Annotated in this window: 19 protein-coding genes and 1 pseudogene; 12 read left to right on the plus strand and 8 right to left on the minus strand. The window is 43.9% G+C overall.

The annotated features are described in order from the left end of the window. Positions 1-231 precede the first annotated feature (231 nt). The 3 genes from dnaG to rpsU form a co-directional block, all read right to left on the minus strand. Entirely contained in the window at positions 232-2,013 is a 1,782-nt protein-coding gene (gene dnaG / locus J5X92_RS07865) for a DNA primase (protein WP_013785436.1), read from the minus strand. A 141-nt stretch (positions 2,014-2,154) separates the two neighbouring features. After that, entirely contained in the window at positions 2,155-2,601 is a 447-nt protein-coding gene (locus J5X92_RS07870) for a GatB/YqeY domain-containing protein (protein ID WP_208805319.1), read from the minus strand. A 350-nt stretch (positions 2,602-2,951) separates the two neighbouring features. Then, positions 2,952-3,167 (minus strand): 30S ribosomal protein S21, encoded by a 216-nt coding sequence (rpsU, locus tag J5X92_RS07875; protein ID WP_012517258.1) that lies wholly within the window; start codon positions 3,165-3,167, stop codon positions 2,952-2,954. Positions 3,168-3,703: 536 nt separating this feature from the next. Between rpsU and tsaD the strand changes: the two genes are divergently transcribed. Together tsaD and J5X92_RS07885 are read left to right on the plus strand one after the other, a co-directional pair. After that, positions 3,704-4,717: a tRNA (adenosine(37)-N6)-threonylcarbamoyltransferase complex transferase subunit TsaD gene (gene tsaD, locus J5X92_RS07880; RefSeq protein ID WP_013785434.1), complete on the plus strand. Its 1,014-nt coding sequence runs from the start codon at positions 3,704-3,706 to the stop codon at positions 4,715-4,717. Positions 4,718-4,793: 76 nt separating this feature from the next. Continuing rightward, positions 4,794-6,137: pseudogene (locus J5X92_RS07885) on the plus strand (ectonucleotide pyrophosphatase/phosphodiesterase). A 63-nt stretch (positions 6,138-6,200) separates the two neighbouring features. Here the strand turns inward: J5X92_RS07885 and plsY are convergent. Then, on the minus strand, positions 6,201-6,803 hold the full coding sequence (gene plsY, locus J5X92_RS07890; protein WP_126872460.1) for a glycerol-3-phosphate 1-O-acyltransferase PlsY: 603 nt from the start codon (positions 6,801-6,803) through the stop codon (positions 6,201-6,203). Positions 6,804-7,041: 238 nt separating this feature from the next. Here plsY and folB point away from each other — a divergent pair, with 238 nt between their 5' ends. The 4 genes from folB to J5X92_RS07910 all read left to right on the plus strand — a co-directional run bounded on the left by folB (position 7,042) and on the right by J5X92_RS07910 (position 9,219). Then, on the plus strand, positions 7,042-7,395 hold the full coding sequence (folB, locus tag J5X92_RS07895; protein WP_013785431.1) for a dihydroneopterin aldolase: 354 nt from the start codon (positions 7,042-7,044) through the stop codon (positions 7,393-7,395). Next, positions 7,395-7,889, plus strand: coding sequence for a 2-amino-4-hydroxy-6-hydroxymethyldihydropteridine diphosphokinase (gene folK, locus J5X92_RS07900; RefSeq protein WP_013785430.1), 495 nt, complete (start codon positions 7,395-7,397; stop codon positions 7,887-7,889). The genes folB and folK overlap by 1 nt, the downstream gene beginning before the upstream one ends. Before the next feature lie 8 nt (positions 7,890-7,897). Beyond that, positions 7,898-8,698: an undecaprenyl-diphosphate phosphatase gene (locus J5X92_RS07905; protein WP_057793864.1), complete on the plus strand. Its 801-nt coding sequence runs from the start codon at positions 7,898-7,900 to the stop codon at positions 8,696-8,698. 152 nt (positions 8,699-8,850) lie between these two features. Further along, the gene (locus tag J5X92_RS07910) at positions 8,851-9,219 is read left to right on the plus strand and encodes a histidine triad nucleotide-binding protein (RefSeq protein WP_126872461.1); all 369 of its coding nucleotides are present in this window, start codon (positions 8,851-8,853) and stop codon (positions 9,217-9,219) included. Between the two features lie 147 nt (positions 9,220-9,366). On the opposite strand, the gene J5X92_RS07915 is transcribed toward J5X92_RS07910, so the two are convergent. Continuing rightward, positions 9,367-11,073, minus strand: a complete 1,707-nt coding sequence (locus J5X92_RS07915) for a Zn-dependent hydrolase (RefSeq protein WP_126872527.1) — start codon at positions 11,071-11,073, stop codon at positions 9,367-9,369. A 389-nt stretch (positions 11,074-11,462) separates the two neighbouring features. Between J5X92_RS07915 and J5X92_RS07920 the strand changes: the two genes are divergently transcribed. Further along, positions 11,463-12,299, plus strand: coding sequence for an HDOD domain-containing protein (locus J5X92_RS07920; protein ID WP_126872462.1), 837 nt, complete (start codon positions 11,463-11,465; stop codon positions 12,297-12,299). 48 nt (positions 12,300-12,347) lie between these two features. Here the strand turns inward: J5X92_RS07920 and J5X92_RS07925 are convergent, their stop codons facing one another. Further along, on the minus strand, positions 12,348-13,511 hold the full coding sequence (locus tag J5X92_RS07925; protein ID WP_126872463.1) for a benzoate/H(+) symporter BenE family transporter: 1,164 nt from the start codon (positions 13,509-13,511) through the stop codon (positions 12,348-12,350). A gap of 163 nt (positions 13,512-13,674) precedes the next feature. Between J5X92_RS07925 and J5X92_RS07930 the strand changes: the two genes are divergently transcribed. Next, positions 13,675-14,244, plus strand: a complete 570-nt coding sequence (locus J5X92_RS07930) for an XRE family transcriptional regulator (protein ID WP_126872464.1) — start codon at positions 13,675-13,677, stop codon at positions 14,242-14,244. Between the two features lie 129 nt (positions 14,245-14,373). Here J5X92_RS07930 and rdgC read toward each other — a convergent pair whose 3' ends face one another. Both rdgC and J5X92_RS07940 read right to left on the minus strand, forming a co-directional pair. Beyond that, complete coding sequence (gene rdgC, locus J5X92_RS07935) at positions 14,374-15,285, minus strand: recombination-associated protein RdgC (protein WP_126872465.1); 912 nt, start codon at positions 15,283-15,285, stop codon at positions 14,374-14,376. Between the two features lie 93 nt (positions 15,286-15,378). Further along, positions 15,379-17,115, minus strand: coding sequence for an ATP-binding protein (locus J5X92_RS07940; RefSeq protein WP_208805321.1), 1,737 nt, complete (start codon positions 17,113-17,115; stop codon positions 15,379-15,381). Between the two features lie 202 nt (positions 17,116-17,317). Here J5X92_RS07940 and phoB point away from each other — a divergent pair, with 202 nt between their 5' ends. The 4 genes from phoB to J5X92_RS21415 all read left to right on the plus strand — a co-directional run bounded on the left by phoB (position 17,318) and on the right by J5X92_RS21415 (position 21,179). Further along, a complete protein-coding gene (gene phoB, locus J5X92_RS07945; RefSeq protein WP_013785421.1) occupies positions 17,318-18,007 on the plus strand; it encodes a phosphate regulon transcriptional regulator PhoB in 690 nt (229 codons plus the stop codon). A 73-nt stretch (positions 18,008-18,080) separates the two neighbouring features. Continuing rightward, the gene (phoR, locus tag J5X92_RS07950; protein WP_013785420.1) at positions 18,081-19,382 is read left to right on the plus strand and encodes a phosphate regulon sensor histidine kinase PhoR; all 1,302 of its coding nucleotides are present in this window, start codon (positions 18,081-18,083) and stop codon (positions 19,380-19,382) included. Further along, a complete protein-coding gene (locus tag J5X92_RS07955; RefSeq protein ID WP_126872467.1) occupies positions 19,383-20,345 on the plus strand; it encodes a phosphate ABC transporter substrate-binding protein in 963 nt (320 codons plus the stop codon). It begins immediately after the preceding gene. Positions 20,346-20,369: 24 nt separating this feature from the next. Further along, a complete protein-coding gene (locus J5X92_RS21415; protein WP_208805323.1) occupies positions 20,370-21,179 on the plus strand; it encodes a 2OG-Fe(II) oxygenase in 810 nt (269 codons plus the stop codon). The last annotated feature ends 187 nt before the right edge of the window (positions 21,180-21,366 follow it).

The raw sequence follows: 21,366 nt of genomic DNA on the forward strand, positions 1-21,366 counted from the left end.
TCAATGCCGCTTCCGCTCGGTGTCACGTCATATGAAACGGTGCACACCTGCCCGGGTTTGGTTCTGCCCGTTTTGTTCGGCTTTATAATTGCTACTGACATTGCTGCAAATTTGTTCACATTTATGCTTATAAGCGTGCGTGCAGCGAATTAGCCAGTATAGCAGAATTACTAATGGTTTTACCAGATTGACGGCTGTTTTTTTAGCCAGTTATTAGCCTCGACCTTATGGTCAGCTTTTCTGGCGCTCCTTCATTAACAAGTTCAGTTCCTCTTTTTCCACTTGAGTGAGTGGTTGAACCCGAGAGCGGGAAATTAAAGTTTCTATGCGGCTATCGAAATGCCAATCGAGTAATCGAGCAAAACTGTCGCTATAAACACGCTCAGCATCCTCGTCTTTAACAAGATGTTCTTGTAACAATAATTTCGCGATAGTAGAAGAATGGGGATGATTGCGGAAGTTTTCAACTAGCTGAGCAGTGGTTGCTTGGGGATATTGGGCACAATAGCGATGAATATCCAATAACAGGTCCATCCCGGTTGCGTCACTCCCTTCAAATACCGAAGGTTGCACGTCATCACAACGTGTGGCTAACGAGGGAGAGTCTAGCAGTAACCTAATCAGCATGCGTAGCGGTGACAAGCGAGCTTTACCTACTTGATTTCTATTCGCTGAATATGCGGGTTTGCTACTGGCGTGGTTCGCTTTGGATATATCTTGCTGTAACTTAAATCTATCGTATTCACCGGTGTGTTTAGCGAGCTCTTCTAGTAGCATCTGCTTTTGGTCGTCACCCTGCACACTCTCAATTAATGGCATGGCTGCTTTGCGAAGCGCTATTTTACCTTCCGGTGTACCCACTTTATGTGTTTTCAATTGGTTTTCGAAGAAGAAGCGTGACAATGGCATAGCATTATCAAGCATTTCCATGAAGGCATCTTTACCAATTTTTCTTACCATAGTATCTGGGTCTTCGCCGTCAGGTAAGAATAAGAAAGACAGTCTGACGCCGTCTTTTAACGCGGGCAGGGCATTTTCTAATGCGCGCCACGCCGCTTCACGACCTGCACGGTCGCCATCATAACAACAAACAATATGCGGGGTTGCGCGCACTAACATTTGCATATGTTCAGCTGTGGTAGCGGTGCCAAGTGCAGCCGTTGCTTGGTTAATACCGAATTGACTTAACGCCACCACATCCATATAGCCTTCAACAATAAGGACTGCGTCGAGTTGACGGTTCTGTTGACGAGCTTGGTAAAAACCAAATAGCTCGCTGCCTTTATGAAAAATGCGGGTTTCAGGGGAGTTTAAATATTTTGGGCCGCCGTCTTCTAATACACGGCCACCAAAACCAACAACGCGGCCTCGCTTGTCCCGAATGGGGAACATAATTCGGTCGCGAAAAAAGTCGTAGCGTCTACCTTGATCGTTCTGATTAACCAATTTTAAGTCGATAAGCTGTTTTACCCGGGCTTGGTCTTTGCCAAACGTTTTTAGCAACGCATCCCAACTGTCTGGTGCATAGCCTATTTCCCATTGCTTAACGATATCGCCACTAAGCCCACGGCTTTTTAGATAATCTATGGCTTTACCACTATTTTCATTTTGTTTTAATTGGTGTTGAAAAAAGCGAACAACTTGTTCCATTAGTGAGTAATCGTCTTGCTGCTGTTGCTTTTTCTCTTCGCTAACAACAGGCAAGTGACCTTTCTCTCTCGGCACTTCTAGTCCATAGAGTTTGGCGAGTTCTTCAATGGCCTCAACAAATTCAAGGCGGTCGAACTCCATCAAAAAGGAAATAGCGTTGCCGTGCGCACCACAACCAAAACAATGATAGAACTGCTTTTCTTGGCTTACGGTAAAAGAAGGGCTTTTCTCATTATGAAAAGGGCAGCAAGCTTGATAATTTTTGCCCGCTTTTTTTAACTTCACCCTACTATCAACAATGTCTACAACATCGGTACGTGAGAGAAGATCATCAATAAAATCGCGAGGTATTTTTCCGGCCATGGGGAGACACTAATGCTTATAACGGTAATTAGGGTAGCACAAAAAAGTACTGTAACAGGGAAGGTAAATAATGAAAATGCCAGGTTTGCCATTACACAAACCTGGCTAGGTCTATTACTACCGCTCGATTTTTATCGATGCTTAGGCATTTAAACGGGCTTTTATTTTAGCGCTTAGTGCGCCCATATCTGTGCGGCCTTGCACTTGTGGTTTTAAGCTACCCATTACTTTACCCATGTCCTGCATGCCTTGAGCACCGGTACTTACCATAGCTTCTTCAATTAAGGCGGCAAGTTCGTCTTCGGTTAAAGGCTGTGGAAGAAAACCTTCTAACACAACAATCTCTTCACGCTCTTTACTGGCCAAGTCATCACGGTCTGCGGCGTCAAACTGAGATGCGGCATCTTGACGCTGTTTAACCATCTTGGTTAGTACTGCAAGAATGTCGCTATCACCTAGGGTGATTTGCTCGTCGATCTCACGTTGCTTAATGGCTGCTATTGCCATTCGGATTGTGCCTAGACGTAATTTGTCTTTGGCGCGCATTGCATCTTTTTGTGCAGATTTTAAATCGTCTATTAAAGCCATGATGCTCCCAAATTAAGTAAAGTTTCAACAAAGAAGGAAAGTCATTATAAAGGTATAAAGAAAAAAGTTATAAAAAGAAAAAAGTTAAACAGTAAAAGTAAAAAAACATTCTATGCAGGGACACTCATAAAAAGGCATACACTATCTATAACGGGCAAGTCAGTGGGGTATTAAAAATCGGGAGTCTATCAGGGGGTCTTGATATTCACCGACGCACTGCAGGTTAATAACCGGCGCGTTTCGCGTAAACAAATAATGCTAACAAGCGCTAATCAAAAATTTTCTGTACCCCAGAAACGCGAAAGGTGCTGCAAATGCAACACCTTTCAGACTCGTAACTTAACCCTGTTTTAGTAGAGTTTTACGCGACGTGCGTTTTCACGAGCTAATTTCTTTAGATGACGCTTTTTCGCAGCGGCTTTCTTACGCTTGCGTTCCCAAGTAGGCTTTTCGAAGAACTCACGACGACGAACTTCAGACAATACACCTGCTTTTTCACAAGAACGCTTAAAACGACGCAGCGCTACATCAAACGGCTCGTTTTCTCTAACTTTAACGATAGGCATTTAAACACTCACCTCAAAACTTTTGCTGTATAATTCCGGGAAATTGAGCGCTAAAAAGGCCACCCGGGTTAAAAATGGTGCGAAATTCTAATCATTTCCGAACAGAAAGTAAAGACTGAATTGCCAAAAAATAGGCAATATTGCGCAAATAAACGAAGCACCATTCCAAGATATGCGGAATAAAGGTAAACTCTGCGCCCTCTGAGACAAGGTAATACCTTTTATCTGTCTACGTGAGAAGAAGAATTCAGCGCGATCCCGCATTGGTTGAGTGGATCATATCACAGATCGCAGATGATCAAACAGGTCAGGTGCTGATCTATTGCAATAAACTTTGTTGCAATAAGTGCTGAGGTAACTCAAGTATCCTCTTGCAGGGTAAACGATGCTGATTATGCTCAATACTTGCGATTCGGCTATAGCTTGGGCTCGACAGGTTCGATAACTAAGCAAGCCATTGGTGTTTGTTATACCGTAAACATTGTTGTTAAAGACGTAAAAGTAAGGTTTGGCTCAATGCAAATATTAGGAATAGTATGCGTATATTAGGAATAGAAACTTCTTGTGATGAAACGGGTATCGCCGTTTATGACGACACTGCGGGATTATTGTCACACGAATTATACAGCCAAGTGAAATTACACGCCGATTACGGTGGTGTAGTGCCTGAACTTGCGTCACGGGATCATGTTAGAAAAATTATCCCGCTTATCGAAAAAGCGCTTAGTGATGCTAACACCCAACCTAATGAATTAGACGGCGTAGCCTTCACCCAAGGCCCAGGCCTTATTGGTGCGTTACTAGTGGGTTCTTCCGTGGGGCGTTCTCTAGCTTACGCGTGGGGGGTACCCGCAGTAGGTGTACATCATATGGAAGGGCATTTACTCGCCCCCATGTTAGAAGATAACGCGCCTGAATTTCCTTTTATTGCATTACTAGTTTCTGGCGGCCACTCTATGTTGGTAAAAGTAGAAGGCATAGGCAGCTACGAAGTTCTCGGTGAGTCGATAGATGACGCAGCCGGTGAAGCCTTTGATAAAACGGCCAAACTACTGGGGCTTGATTATCCAGGCGGGCCTTTATTAGCCAAGCTGGCAGAAAAAGGCGAGCCAGGGCATTACAAATTCCCAAGGCCAATGACAGACCGCCCAGGTTTAGATTTCAGCTTCAGCGGCTTGAAAACTTTTGCCGCTAATACCATCCGTGCTGCGGATGACAACGAGCAAACCAAAGCTAATATTGCATACGCATTTCAAGAAGCGGTTATCGACACGCTTATTATTAAGTGTAAGCGTGCACTCAAGCAAACGGGTATGAAGCGCTTAGTGATTGCCGGTGGCGTAAGTGCGAACACCATGTTGCGTACACAAATGAAAACCTTGATGGACGACTTACGTGGTGAGGTTTTCTATCCTAACTTAGCGTACTGTACCGACAACGGCGCCATGATAGCTTATGCAGGTATGCAGCGTTTGAAAGCCGGTGAAGTATTGGGGCTTTCTTCACAAGCTAAGCCTCGCTGGCCGCTGGATACGTTAGCGCCAGTATAATAATGTTGTCATCACAGGGTTTTATCATGCATGCTAAGTAGCAAATAAATTTACTTAGCATGTAGGAAATCTAGTGGTGTTTTTCCGTGATAGCGCTCGGCTCACAATACCGTTTATTGGCGCGGTACTTACCGCTAGTTGGTTGTCGCTAGCGGCCTTTAGTGCCCATGCAGATAATAAGCATGCAATTAATAACACCGTCGTTAATCAGAATGCGGTTAGCCATAAGAATCTGGCCTCGAGCCAGTCGGCTGAAAGTAGCAAAAATCATGTAGTTCTTATATCTTTAGACGGGTTTAGACATGATTACATCGAGCTGCACAATGCAAAAAATCTCGCACGAATTGCTAAGGCTGGTGTTCGAAGCACATCGTTAACACCTGTCTATCCCGCCAATACTTTCCCCAACCATATTTCTATTGTGACTGGGCTACTCCCCATACATCACGGCATTGTCGATAATCGTTTTTATGACAAGTTGCGACCCAGCAAAGAGGGTAGCTACGCACAATATTCTATGGGGAAGGCGCAAGACGATAGCAGCTGGATTACTGCGATGCCGCGTTGGCATTTGGCCGAGTTTCAGGGGCATAAAGCTGCAACCTATTTCTAGCCTGAATCTGACGCTAGAATAGCAGGAGCGCTGCCTTCTTATCTTTATCACTACTCGAAGCATGCAGATTACCAACAACGGATAGACCAAATTGTTCAATGGTTAAGTCTGCCGGAAGCTGCAAGGCCACTTTTTGTCTCAGGCTACTTTTCATTGACTGACACTGTGGGTCACGACGAAGGGCCTATGTCCGAGAAAACAAAAGAGGCTGTTGCAAAGGTAGATAAGCTAATCGGTCAATTGTACGACCGATTAAATGCGCTTTCGATAGACGTTAATTTGGTTGTGGTATCTGATCACGGTATGACCAACGTCAAAGATAGCCACCAGATTATGGTTGAGTCTTTAAATATTCCTGATTATTTCACTGTGCTTAACAGTGGTGCGCAAGTGCGTTTATATGCTAAGCCAGAGGTTACCTATGAGCAAATTGAAGATGAAAAAAATCGCCTCCGGTTGTTAGCGGAAGGGAGATTCATCTTGCTTACCTCCGTTGAACGCGATGTCAGGCATGCACAGTACAATGCGCGAACCGGCGATATTATTATGGAAACTGCCCCGCCTGCACGGTTTAAAAGTGAAGGAGATACTCATGTGAGCAAAGGTAGCCATGGTTATCTCAATACGTTGCCAGACATGGGCGGGCTATTTGTGGCGTCCGGGCCTTCGTTTAAACAAGGTAAAATGCTTCCAGCTTTCAGTAATCTAGAAATATACCCAGCGCTTGCTGAAATTATGGGCTTGGCCTTACTTGCCCCTATCGATGGTGAAATTAAGGTACTTCGGGAAGGTTTAAAAGAGGAATAACGCTAGGGCAGCTTTACCATACGCCCGAGCGAAAATAAAACATGTACGCTAAAGAAAGGTTGCTCACTCTTTGGTGTTGCCTTTGTCCCAAATTTTGCCCTCAGAGCGGCTGACTAATCTTTTGATATTGTCGCGATGCCGCAAGATAATCAGCAAAGAGAGCATGATGACTGGAACGGTATAAAGGGGTTTTATTAACCAAGTAAAAAGCGGGGCAAGGCTTACTGCTACCAAGGCGCCAAGTGAGGAATAGCCGGTAAGAAACACCACTATAACCCAGCTCAAAATAAGCAAGCCAGCTAAATCTAATCCAATGGGTAACATGGCACCAAAGGCCGTTGCTACTGCTTTGCCCCCTTTGAAGCCAAAATATAAAGGGAAAATATGACCTATACATGCGGCAATAGCGACTAGGCCTAAAAGCACGGGGTCTAAGCCCAAAAAGTAGCTGGAATAAACCGGAATAGTCCCTTTTAAAATATCCATTACCAGCACCAGCAATGCCGGAATCCTGCCGCCAATTCGATATACATTGGTGGCGCCGGGGTTCTTAGAACCAGCAGTGCGGGGATCGGGAAGAGAAAATGCTTTGCAGATAACTACCGCGCTCGATAAAGAGCCAAACAAATAGGCTACGCAAATCATTAAAAGGGCCAACGGTATCATTATTGCTACTTTAACCTGCTGCTTTGTACACTAAACGTATATCTACACTAATAATATGGGGCGAATGCTATTGTGCGTGTTGCCCCCACTTGCAGTACAACGGTATAGTTGTGCCACCATCGCCCCATGGCGAATAACGTAAAGCGTAAAGCTACTCCATTCAAAAGTGATATACCACCTTTTGAGAAGAAGTTAACGTGGTAGTAAGACCAGTATGGTCATAAGAATGAAAAGGTTTATGGGAAAAATATATATAACAGGGCTGGCTGTCGATACCCTTATCGGTGTGTATGATTGGGAACGGGAGCGTTTAACCACGCTGTTGCTCGATGTTGAACTCGACGCTAACCTAGATGCCGCAATGCAGTCAGATAATGTCGACGATACCATTAACTATGCCGACGTGGCTGATTGTATTACCGAGGTAGGAAAAAACAGTCGTTTTATGCTGTTAGAAGCATTTGGCGGCGCGGTAATGAACAAGGTATTAGCCATGTTTCCGGCCCATGCCATCAGCCTTAAAATTGTGAAGCCGAATATTCTACCTAATGCCCAAACGGTGGCAGTGGCTATGTATCAGGAAAAGTCCTAGTGGGGCGTCATACCATTTTAATCAGTGTGGGTTCCAATATCGACAAAGAACACTACATACGAGAAAGTATTAAAGCGCTTAAACTGCATTTCGATGACGTTAGTTACTCGTCGGTATATGAGAGTGAGTCAGTCGGCTTCGATGGCAGTGCCTTTTATAACCTAGTGGCGAAAGCCGTTACTTCTATGAGTATTATTGAAGTGCGAGATACCTTTCGTCAGATTGAAAGTGACAACGGCCGTAAACACGGGGAAAAGAAATTTTGTTCCCGTACACTGGACTTAGATTTACTCACGTACGATGACCAAATTACCCATGAACCCGTTGTGCTACCTCGGGAAGAGATTCTGTATAACGCCTTTGTATTATGGCCGTTAGCTGAATTGGTTCCTAATGAAATCCACCCTGTTGAAGGCAAAACCTACGAGGCACTTTGGCAGGCATTTGATAAAGAAAAACAAACACTCTCGCCCATCAATTTTACTTGGAGCTAAGCAACGGAATGACACTGTTCGAAATAATCATATTGGCCATTATTCAGGGCGTTACCGAATTTTTACCTATCAGCAGTTCTGGGCATCTTTTGCTGCCCGCAGAACTATTTGGCTGGGTAAGTCAGGGGTTAGCGTTTGACGTTGCTGTTCACGTGGGAAGTTTACTGGCGGTAATGATTTACTTTCGCCAAGAAATCGCACAAATGACAGTGGCTTGGGTTACCAAGGGATTCACAAAAGAGCAAAACACTGACAGTAAGTTAGCCTGGTATGTGATTATCGCAACTATACCTGCTGTGATTATTGGTTTTGTAATGAAAGACTGGATAGAACTTAATGCCAGAACAGCCCTTGTTATCGCCGCAACCACTATTATTTTTGGTCTTGCCCTATGGTATGCCGACGCCACCGCGAAACGCACTCAAGAATTAACATCGCTTAACTGGAAACAAGCATTGTTAATTGGTCTAGCGCAAGTACTGGCGCTGATTCCCGGTACTTCTCGCTCGGGTATTACCATGACAGCAGGTTTGATGCTGGGCTTAAATAGAGAGAGCTGTGCGCGCTTTTCGTTTTTACTGTCTATTCCCGTTATTTTGGGCGCCGGTTTACTTGCCACTCTTGATTTATTACAAGCTAACGAAGCCGTTGATTGGTCTGCGTTGCTCTATGGCGCTGCGTTCTCATTTGTGAGTGCTTACTTATGTATTTACCTCTTCCTTAGCTGGATATCGCGAATTGGTATGCTGCCATTTGTGATTTACCGCTTACTGTTAGGCGTCATTTTGCTTTGGTTCGTTTTTGCATAAGTTGTTCCTATAAACTCAAGAGCAAAGAAGACTGGGTCGCAAATGACTGTGTTGGTGTAATACAATAAGGCGAATTCCTGTCTTGGGAAAGCGCCTCTTTTAAAGCATAAACAATGTAGTATGGTTACAATAATTGATGCAGGGAGTACGCAATGTTAGACACTATTTTTACGAAGATTATCAATAAAGAAATACCAGCAGATATCCTTTATGAAGATGATATCTCGTTGGCGTTTAGGGATATAAATCCGCAAGCGCCGGTGCATTTTTTAGTGATCCCGAAAAAGGCTATTCCTACCATTAACGACATCACTAAAGAAGACAGGGAAGTCGTAGGGCACCTATCTTATGTGGCTGCAAAGGTCGCGGGTGAATTAGGCGTAGATGAGCAGGGTTACCGCACGGTAATGAACTGTAATGAGTTTGGTGGGCAAACGGTGTACCACATACACTTACATGTGCTAGCCGGTAAAATCATGGGCTGGCCGCCATATACTGATACCGCAAAGCGTTTGGAATAGATAGGGTTTAGCGTAAAAGCCCTTAGAATGAAAAACGTTTTAACTCACCACTCAACGTAGAATGGTGAGTTAAATAGCCAGTCAGTTGCTTAACACAGGCAACTAACTGGCTTAGTGTTTAATGAACCGCTTATCGATAGATAGTGGTTAGTTCAAACCAAGTACCTTTTTACCTTGTTCGAAGTGAATATCGACAGGGATGTTTGCCGCTTCTAAGCGCGCTAAATCTGCTGCTAGCTGTGGTTTAATCACGCCCATATTGGCTACAAGTTCTGCAACACCATCGTAGTCGCCATCACCTTGCAGGGTTAAAATAAGCTCAGATAATGCGGCGACTGCTGCGCCCATCTTCTCAACATTAACGCGATAAACACCTTCTTCGGTTTGCTCAAAAGCGCCTTCTTGTGCAAAGAAATTAAAGCGAATCATATTCGCCTTACCGTGCGCACTAGAGGCCCCAAAACGTACTGAGCGGAAAATGCCGGCCATAAAAGTGACATAGTAATCTTCAAGTGTACCCTCTGAAATTTCGCCTTTTTCAAGCAAGCTTTGAATCATGTAAAGACCCAAAATGTCAGCTTTACCTTCTTCTAATGCCGAGGCGTGTTCTTTAAGTGAGCCTCTTACCGTATCGCTACCATCAAGGGTGTTTTTTATACCTAAGCCATGCGCCACTTCATGAAACATGGTGTTAGCAAAAAACGCATCAAACGTAATATGATCACGTTGCTCAGGTGCAATTAACATATCCGCAATAGGAATAAGAATATTGTCGAACTTGGCACGCATCGCGTTTTTAAGTTGCAAACGACGGGTGCCTTTTTCAAGCTGTACACGCTCATCATTAGGTAAGTTGATCGCAATGGTTTTACTGCCAGCATTTGAATGCCCCGCGTAATACACAACGTCATAGGCGTTTAAGTCGGCGTCGGAGCCAGGTACTTCCGCTTTGTACTGGGCAGGTACAGGCAAACCTTTTTGTAGCTCTGGAAGAAAAGCAGCGTATTTTGCGAGTTTTTCACTCCACGCTAAATCTTTTACCAAAACGTAGGCTTCAAAGGCGGCGCGATAACCAAATAGTTGGTCTTCATAGCTTTCGATTGGGCCAATTACCAACTCTACAGGGTTTGTCTTCATGTCCATCCACGCCATGTCCGAGGCTAAGTAATCGTCGGTAAGTAATGCTTGTGCGCGCAGGGTTAAGTAGGCTTTAAAGCTTGGATCTTCGGCAAGTTCAGCAGCCTCTTTAAGAATCTTTGATGCAGCGGTGAGTTCACTTTTGTACGCCTCAGAGTAGGGCACAGAGTAAAGGTTGCCAGCTTCATCTTGCTTCACCAACGAGTATAAGCCTTGTTTGTCATCGAACGTGGCGGTCGCGAAGTCAGCCTTTGTCATGTTGTGAGGATAAAATTCAGCACCTAGGGCTTTCTCTTCATAGCCTGAAAGAAACGCATTATCGCCGTTCAATCTGTCCCATGGGCCATAGTTGATTGAAGCAAAGTGTTTAACGTCGTCGTTTTCAATACTATTTAAAAACGCATTTTTATCGCCGAAGAAGGCCTGTTTCCAAAATAAGTCGTCCATTATTTTAGACGCATCTATGAGCAAACCTATCATCTTTTGTTGATTGTCGCTTAAATGGGATAAATCACTGGTCAATTCAACGGGATGATAAATAGATAGCCTAGACTCATTCACAAGAAGCGTGCTATCTGATGATGTGGTATGCGAAGCCTCTACGGAAGGGTTTGCTTTTGATATGCCTTCTTCTGGTGCCTTGGAGCAGGCGCTCATAAATAAACTTGTGGCAACTGCCACGGCAAGAGTAGAGTAATGTTTAGGTGATAATTTCATCATAAAGGTTTCTGTTTTAGATTTATTGGCAGGATAAGAATATACAATAAACTAACACGTTAGCGAGCAGCGTTTTGATGTGTATCAAGGTTTCATGTAAAGGCATATGTACTACACTATTCACAACGCGTAATAATGCATATTCAATGTTGAGTTAGTAAAAGGTTCAATATAACTTAAGCTTAATAAAGGTTATAACATAAGGGGAATATGATTTCCTGCTATCATAAAGCTATGCTTTTCATATGTGTAGCGTATAGTGGAATAGTAAGTCTCTGAGCAACTGCAACTTGGTCATTTACTCGCAAACAAGGATTACAGTGTAACCGCGGGTATCTTAAATTCATTGCCTTTTAGTGGCTATTTGAAACATATCTAAGGGTAGGTATATGTCTACACAAAATGCGCTCTCAACAATTCTTGTTGAAAAAATAACAAACGACACACTCGTACTTCCTACGTTACCGGCTATTGCTTTAAAAGTGAGAAAGTCAGCGGATGATCCTAATATCAACCTAAGTGCTATGGGTGATGTTATCGGACAAGACCCCTCGCTAAGCGCAAGAATGATTAAAATTGCGAACAGCGCTTACATGGGCCGGAGTATAAAAGTAAATTCTATCAGCCAAGCGGTAACTCGTATTGGGTTACGCCAAATCAAAAATATTTCAACCGCGCTTGCCATGGAACAGCTGTTCGTTTCTAAAAATGATGTAGTGAGTGCCTATCTACAAAAAGAGTGGGCGAATACCGTTAATATCGTGGCTAATTCAATGGCGGTAATGCAGCTTTATATCGCGCGCACGAAAAAGCGTGAAATGAGTATGGATATTATGACGCTAACAGCGTTAACCCATAACATTGGCGTATTGCCTATCCTGACCGAAGCAGAAAGACATCCTGAAGTGTTTGCGAATCCAACCTTTTTAGAAGTGGCCATCGACAAGCTAGCGGGCCGAATTGGCGCTAGCATCATGCGAGAATGGGGCTTTGGTGAAGAGTTTGTGAGTGTAGCCAAATGCTGGAAAGATTTGAGCTATATACCTGAACAGGTTACCTACATAGATTTCGTTCGTGTTGGCGCTGCCGTTTCTGGCGCAATGGACAGTCAAAAAGACGCGGTTTTGAACTTAGCCATACAGCGTGATGTTATTGATGATGTGGCGATACTTCACTCAGATGAATTTGCCGATCTTGCCGGTGCGGCGAAACAAATATTTGCCTAACACCTTACTAGCATAATGTTAGTAAAGCAGGATTATCTGAAGCCGAACTTATGTTCGGCTTTTTTGTTTGTTGCTTTCAACCAACATTAACAATAAGCCAAGTAAAAGGCCCCACACCGCTGACGTGATGGATAGAAGACTAAAGCCTGATGCCGTACATAAAAAAGTGACCAAGGCAGCGTGACGGTATTTGTCGCTCTCTACGGTTTTGACCAAGGCGGCTTGCAAGGTAGACAGCAGCGCAAGACCTGCCAGTAAATGCACTACAATCGGGGGCATTGAAACGAACAAAACCACCACAACAGACGCAAGTAGCCCCATAAATAGGTAACCAATACCTGCGGCGATGGCCGCTTTATAACGCTGACTTTTATCTTTATCTGCTTCTTCCCCCATGCACAAGGCCGCGGTTATTGCCGCAAGATTGAACGTGAACCCGCCAAATGGCGCTAGCACCCCCTGCAATATGGCAATGCCACTTAGCACTGTTTTATGGTCGGGGTGGTAACCATGGGAATGGTGTATCGCAATGCCGGGTAAATTCTGAGAAAGGGTAGTAATAATGTACAAAGGAACGGCAAGCCCAATGGCGGCGGTAACTGAAAACTCAGGGCTGACCCACACGGGAGTGGGTAGTGAGAGAGTTAACGGGATTTCACCGTTTAAGAAGCTACTAGTGACAATAGAAACAGCCAGTAAACACAACATAAGGTAGCGAGGGAAAAATCGGCTTCCAACAAGATAGATAGCCAGAAAACTGGCAACAATATAGGGGTGTTGTTCTACATCAGTGAATATCGATATACAGATAGGCAATAGAATACCTGCCAGTAGCGCCGATGAGATACTAGCCGGAATGCGGCTTATTTGATTGAGCAAACTGCGACTTTGCGCGGTAACCAGCGAAAGCACTGCGCAGATAATAAAGGCGCCAATACTCTCAGGAAGGGTGTACTGCTCCACGCTACCTAATAAAAAGGCCGCACCAGGGGTCGACCAGGCGGTGACGACAGGCATTTTCATTAGCCAAGAATAGAAAATACAGGAAATGCCCATGCCTAGGCCTAAGGCGAGAAGCCAACTAATGACCATATCAGGGCTTGCCCCCGCTTTACGGGCAACATCAATAACAATAACAACAGCACTGCTATAGCCAACGGTGACTGCCGTTAATCCTGAAGAAATGTGGCTAATCTGCCATTCTGATTTCATCTTTGCCCCAACCATTTGAACCTAAACCTAAACTACTTCATACTGTGTGCGTTATAACGTACACAATAAGTTAACTCTACACTTGTGCGTTATAGCGCACAAGGCGTTTTGCATTAAAATGCTAAATCGACTCTATTTGTAAGAATGTGACAAGAAGCAGTAAATGATGAAGACCAATAGCGATGCACTACAGGCGGGAGACTTTTCGTTAAGTATTTCTGCGCGTTTAAAGCAGTTGCGTGGTGATATGGGCTTGTCTCTTGATAAAGCCGCCACGTTAACCGGTGTGTCTAAAGCCATGTTAGGCCAAATAGAGCGGCAAGAGTCAAGCCCTACTATCGCTACCTTGTGGAAAATTGCGACTGGGTTGAATGCTTCGTTTTCCTCCTTTATTGCGGCAAACGCACAATCTGAATTCGATGTTAATCACGGCTTTATTCACGACCCAAACATGCAAGTGAAAACCCTTTTTCCGTTTGATGTAAACAAAGGTTTTGAGGTGTTTGAAATTACCTTAACGCATTTTCATGAGCAACGCTCTACGGCCCATCAAAGTGGGGTTACTGAACATATTCATTGCATTGGAGGCAGGTTAACCTTGTGGCAAGGTAATGAGTGTAAAACCATCAAAGCCGGCGAGCAGTATTTAATAGATGCCGATCAAGCGCATGGCTATAAAGATGAAAGTGGGGAAACCCAGTTTATTAATATTATCCACTACCCGGTGCTGTAAAGGCAGCTGGCAGGCAAGTGATTAGAGGTGAAGCGGGTAACTAACGGGTGGCAAAGATAAACAAAATGTTGAGCAATACCCATGGGGCACTGCTCAACACGTATTAATTTCACGCTAGTTAAACACGGTTTAGGTGTTAGCGTCATTCAAGTTGAGCGTTTCACGCAAGAAGTTTAGCAAAGTACAAAGCTCTGCAGACATTAACGCAAATTCAGCATCTAGGCGTGCTTCAATTTGGTCTTTAGGAATGTCTTCAGTCTCTTCTTTTAATCTATCGGTAAACTTAATACGCTTTAACGAGCCATCTTCAGCAATAACTGCCGTTAGGGTATCTTGATATTCAAACGCCACTTTTTGTACCAGCTTACCTGCATCCAAATGAATCGTGATTTCATCACTATCAAGCGGCTGGTTTTTACAGCGAATAATACTGCCAGCATCATCTGTAGATTTGAACTCGGCTTCTTCAAGTAGTGCTATGCCATCTGGCGCTGAGTCAGTCAGCCAGTGAGTCAGTTCAGACTGCAAACTGTGGCGGGCTAAAGGCACAACCGGTAGTGAGCCAATGGCTTTTCGAACTAGGGCCAAAAAGGCTTCAGCTTTGCCATCGGCAGAGGCATCAACAGCCACAAGGTTATCTTCTAACGAAATAAACCCATGGGTGTAAGTGTTTTTAGTAAACGCTTGAGGCAACAAGCGAGTTTGAATTTCCTGCTTAAGATCGGCTTTAGCCTTTTTACCGACAGGCGAACCGGTTTCCATTTCAATTTTGGCAACCATGTCGTCCAGTTCGGCATTAATTACCGCGGCGGGAAGTAGCTTTTCTTGCTTCTTAACGGTAAGCCAGTAACGTTGCCCAACACGCTGAAACATAGTGCCTTGTTTGCCGGCTTGGGAGAAAGGGGAGGCAAAGCCCATAGTGGCCAAGTCTTGACTCTTACAAGGACGGAAGGCTTGCTCGCTTAGCACGCGCTCTAGGTCGTCATCGTCAAGGGAAAGTGGCTGTGTAATTTGGTAGGCTTTTATATTTTTAAACCACATTTGAGGCTATCTCTTTTAAAAATGGTGGGCAAGCGTACCAAGCTAGCGAATGCGGTGCAACGGATATAGTACGGGAGCTATAGAGATTTTTTGTTAAGCCGGTTTGCCCTTCATGGGAAAGCGAATGGTATATTGGAGGCCATCGCCAGGTTTGCTTTGCGCTTCAATGTGGCCAGATAAAGACTGAGTAACAAGGTTGTACATAATGTGTGTGCCAAGCCCGCTGCCGCCTTCTCCTCGCTTAGTCGTAAAGAAGGCGTCAAACAACTTATCTAAATCATCATTAGACAAGCCTTTCCCGTTGTCACGGTAACGCATTTCTATGGTGTTGTTATCCGTACTCACATCTAACGTTATTTTGCCATCGTTAGTGTCTTCAAAACCATGCACTAAAGAGTTCACAATCATGTTCGTCACAATTTGGGCAATGGCCCCTGGTGCACAGCGAATATAAAGATCTTCAGGGCAACTAACCACTATTTCATGATTATTATGCTTGAAGCTTGGCTTAAGTGATTTAATGATGTCACGAATGTAATCGTTAAGGTTTATCTCTCGTTCAGTTTCGCTGGTTTGATCCACCGCCACTTGTTTGAAGCTGGCGATAAGCTCAGATGCTCTGTTTAAGTTAGTTAACAGGAGATTAGCCGTTTGTTCTGCTTCATTAATGAAGTTTTCCATGTTTTTTGTAGTCAGGCTTTTTTCTTCAAAACTCGTTTTTAAGTTATTAAGTCGCTCTTGCAAAAAGCTGGCGGCAGTTACGCCAACGCCAAGTGGTGTATTTACGTCATGGGTAATCCCAGCTACCAAACCGCCAAGAGAGGCCATGCGCTCAGATTCGACCAATTGGTCTTTGGTGAGTTGTAAATTTCCCATTGAATTCGCTAACTCCGCATTTTTTTTGCGAAGCTCATCTTCTATATACTGCCTATTTTCATTCTCTTGACGAAGCTCTCTTTGATTTGCGATAAGCTCGTCTTTTTGTTGTTCAAGGCTAAGCATAATTTGAGAAAGCGAAGAGGTTTTCTTAGCGACTTCTTGCTCTAAAATAAGATTCTGATCGTCTAGCTTTTTATTGGCATGCGATAGCTGGCTTTGAGCATTGGTCAACTTACCATTAGATACGATTAAATCGTCGATAACATTGTTGTACGATTCTTTTAATTGCAATAACTCATTATCGTCACTTATTTTGACTGAAAGCTTGCTTTCATCGGGATGAAGCGGATCAAATCCTTCCATTTGATGAATTATTTCAGCCAAGGGTTCGGACAACATGGTGCGAAACGCGGTCATAAAAAGAAACACCAAAAAGGTGGTTTTTATTAACGCATTTCCAATAAGAAAAAAGATGCCAATTTCGATACGGCCAAAAATAGTATCGAAACTTGAGTAGAGCGTTACATCGCCTACGGTCGATTCTCGTCCTGAAAATTTAAATATTAATGGAAAGCTATAACTGAAAATCCCACCCGGGTGGTCTTCAATAAGTTCTTCTTCGATAGGAGAGCGGGGACGCTGAATGCTTAAACCGTAGTCGGCAATTTGATTGCCATTTTCATCCCTAACTTGTACACCTTCAACAATAGGAAGTTCTAATAACCCCTCTGCTATTGAGCTAGCTTGTTCGCTGTTCAATTCCCACAGGGCACGGGTTAAGCTGGTTGAGAAGGTATTTTTTAAAGTTTGTAATTCGTCTTCGACATGATCTTTGGTACTTAGATACTCGGTAAAAATCTGTCCAACGGTAACAATAAGCGTAAGAATGAAGTATACAGAGAGCACTCGTGTCAGCAGTTTTCTTGATAACCCAGTTTTTACCGCCGCCATTGAACAACATTCCTCTGTCTATAATTTACTTTACCTTCATTGCCAAGAATATGCGTAAATGTATGAATAAACAAGCAAGCGCTATGAAGAAAATACGACCCATCTTTGTAGAAAACTTGACACATTAATGTAATCGTTTTAATAAAAGTGTCACAGTGCACATTAATAATAGCGGCGTTTTGTGATGAGCAGGAAAATAATAATGTCTCGTACAGTTTTGGTGGTTGAGGACGAAGCGCCCATCCGTGAAATGCTTAAGTTTGTGTTAGAGCAATCTGGTTTTAATATTATTGAAGCCGAAGATTACGATATAGCGCAAGAAAAAATATGTGAACCTTACCCAGATTTAATCTTACTCGATTGGATGCTACCTGGTGGAAGCGGCGTTCAATTGGCCAAGAGTTTAAAGCAACATGAGTTCACTCGTGATATCCCAGTGATCATGCTTACCGCAAGAGGCGAAGAAGAAGATAAAATTCGCGGTCTTGATGCGGGTGCTGACGATTACGTCACCAAACCGTTCTCACCTAAAGAGCTTATTGCTCGAATAAAAGCGGTGATGCGACGAGTAACGCCTACATCAAATGAAGAGCCTATTGAATTTAACGGCTTGAAACTTGAGCCTGTGTCTCATCGCGTTATGGCCAATGAAGATCCGTTAGACATGGGTCCAACCGAGTTTAAACTTCTTCACTTCTTCATGACCCATCCAGAGCGCGTTTATAGCCGTGAGCTATTACTCGACAATGTCTGGGGGACGAATGTATATGTGGAAGATAGAACCGTTGATGTGCATATCAGACGTTTACGCAAAGCTATCTCTCGTCATGGGCATGATGCTATGATTCAAACCGTGCGTGGAGCCGGTTACCGTTTCTCTACCAAACTCTAAATTCCCAGCGGATAAGAGACGCCGATAGCGTCTCTTCGCTCTCCGCGTTTCACTGTTTCAGGGCGCATTCACTATGTACTACCCGTTCTCATGGCTGAGAAGTACCCTTCGACTAGTGCTATACCTTTTGGTATTCGCGCTAATCGGTTGGTATATGAATGACATGTTATTTGCTGTAGCCATTGGCGCCACCTTGCTGCTTATCTTCAACTATTGGCATTTATACAAGCTTAACCGCTGGTTGTGGCATAGTCGTAAAATGTCACCACCCACCGTGCGTGGTGTGTGGGAACATATTTACGAAGGCATTTATTACCTGCAGCGCAGAAACAGAAATAAGCGTAAAGAGCTAGGTGAACTCGTGAAGCGATTTCGTGAGGGCTCTGAAGCCTTACCCGATGCCGCGGTAGTGGTGGATTCAAAAGCATGTATTATTTGGTGTAACCGCTTAGCCCGGCTGGATTTGGGCTTGAAGTGGCCACAGGATGCGGGCAGAAGGCTCGATAATTTACTACGCCACCCAGAGTTTATTCAGTACTTCCATGCTGGAAATTTCAAATATCCTATTGAAGTACCATCACCCACTAACCCGCATAAAACCTTTGAATATCGGGTTATGCCTTATGGTGACGAACACCTTTTATTAATTGCGCGTGATATTACCCGTGTTTCTCAGTTAGAGGCCATGCGTAAAGATTTTGTCGCCAATGTGTCACATGAATTAAGAACGCCGCTTACGGTAATTAATGGGTATTTAGAAATTTTGCCGGTGGATGAGTCGGCCGATCCTTTTATGCAAAAAGCCATGAAGGAAATGACCGCGCAAACTCATCGTATGCAAAATTTGATTGAAGATTTATTAGTGTTGTCTCGCATTGAGGCCAGCTCTGAACGCATTTATGAAAACGTAGTGAATATTCCTACGGTACTGTCTCAGATAGAGCGAGAAGCGCAGGCGCTTAATAAAGAAAAACAGCACCATATTGAATTTCATATTGATACCGAACTAAAAGTATTTGGGGTTGAAACCGAATTGCGAAGTGCTTGTTCTAACTTGGTATTCAATGCCGTGCACTACACTCCACCTGGTGGAGAAATTCATGTATATTGGCATGGTGACGAGGAAGGGGCTAAATTTGCCGTTCATGATAATGGCGATGGTATTGAGTCTAATCACCTTAATCGACTTACCGAGCGTTTTTACCGTGTCGATAAAGCACGGTCTCGCAAGACTGGTGGCTCAGGATTAGGCTTGTCGATAGTAAAGCACGTACTTAGCCATCACAATTCCCGTTTAGACATTGCCAGTACCTTAGGTGAGGGCAGTCAGTTTTCCTTTGTGCTTGATAAAGAGTTAATTGCGGAGCAAATTTAAATGCGAATAAAGCAATTCATCGCCTCGTGCAATGTGGCCGTTTTGCTTCTTGTATCAGGCTCGTTGGGGGCTGAAACTACCCATGAGCTAGAGTATGAACGCCAACCTGGGGTGGCAGGAAAGATCACCTCGGTAGGTTCAGACACACTCGCGAATTTAATGACTTTTTGGTCGCAAGAGTTCAAAGCCCTCTATCCGCAGGTGGGTTTCCAAATTCAAGCCTCGGGGTCTTCTACTGCGCCCCCTGCGCTTATTGAAGGTACAGCCACTATCGGCCCCATGAGCCGAGAATTAAAGCCTAGTGAAATTCGCGATTTTACCCGCAAGCACGGTTACCCGCCTTTAGTCCTTAAGGTTGCGATGGATGCTATCGCTATTTTTGTGGAACGCAGAAACCCGCTACAAGGCCTTACCCTGAAGCAAGTCGATTCTATCTTTTCTCAAACACAATTTTGCGGTGGGGATGGGCCAATCAATAAATGGTCAGAGTTAGGCATTGATGCTAATGGCTATCGCGCCCCAATTCGCTTGTACGGGCGAAACTCGGTATCAGGAACCTATGGATTATTTAAAATCATAGCCATGTGTGACGGTGATTTTAGAAATACGGTAAACGAGCAGCCTGGGTCGGCTTCAGTGGTACTTTCTGTCGCCTCAGGTAAAGGCGCTATGGGTTATGCGGCCTATGGTTACAAAACCGCAGGGGTGCGGGCGCTGCCGTTAGGTGAAACGAAAGATTCGTTAGTGCCACTTACCATAGATAACGTTCGTAGTGAGTCTTATCCGTTCTCGCGCTTCTTGTATTTGGTGATAAACAAAAAACCTGGTGAGCCACTGCCTACCCTTGAAAGAGAGTTTTTGCGTTATATTCTATCTGAACAAGGGCAAGAACAAGTCGCGCGTGATGGGTACTTTCCAATTCGTGAAGATATGCTCTTAAGGCAGCGTAGGTTGGTCGATTAATTTGTATCAAACAGGTGAATAACCGTGGAGCATGTTTCATCACGCTGGAAAAATTGGGTAGTTAAAAACCTTCTCGCAGGCACAGCACTTCCCGTGATTACAGAGCAGTTAACGCTAAATGGGTTTGATGCAGATACAGTTCGTCGGCTTTTAGGCCGTAATTTACCTTCAAACTATGTTTTCGACCGAGATGTAGAGTTTTATCGCAAGCTCGCAACGCCCGCATTTTTACATCAGCCTTCAATTAATAATGTGACCTGTTTGTGCGATGAAAAGGAAGTTCAGCTTTATCGCGTTGATAACTTTTTATCTGGGCAGGAGTGCCAAGATGTCATTAGTCTTTCCGCAAATAAACTTACCCCTTCTAAACTGACTGGTGCGCCTTCTGCAAAGGGGATAAGAACATCTTCAACCTGCGAACTCGCTTTCATGGACAGCGCGTTGGTTACCTCTATAGATAGTCGTATTGTCAGCTTCTTAGGATTGGGCGTAGGAGAAAAAGAGGTGATTCAAGCGCAACATTATAAGCAAGGGCAATATTTTAAACCGCATTTTGATTTCTTCCCACCAGGCACTCCTCAGTATCTAGAACATGCCAAAAAAAGGGGGCAGCGGACATGGACTTGCATGATTTATTTAGACGATAGCATGGAAGGTGGGCATACTCACTTTACAAAAATCGGCGTGTCGGTAAAGCCCTGCCGAGGCGCAGCACTGATATGGAATAATTTGACCCAAACCGGCGCGCCTAATTTTAACACTATGCATTATGCTGAACCGGTGACCGTTGGTAATAAAAACGTCATAACTAAGTGGTTTCGAGATAGAAATTAGTCCTTCTAACAATATAACCAGTTGCTGTAACACTCAAAATTCACTCCAACCCATTAAAAAACAAGACAATCTTTAAGCCATTAAAGGCGATCTACAAAAGTTCCAAATATTTCTACCTGAATGTACATTTGTAACAAAAATGTCACCCTTCTCATTTAATCTCTACCGGACTTTGAAATTCAAACTA

It is taken from the genome of Alteromonas sp. K632G, from assembly GCF_017653625.1.
GTDB lineage: Bacteria > Pseudomonadota > Gammaproteobacteria > Enterobacterales > Alteromonadaceae > Alteromonas > Alteromonas naphthalenivorans.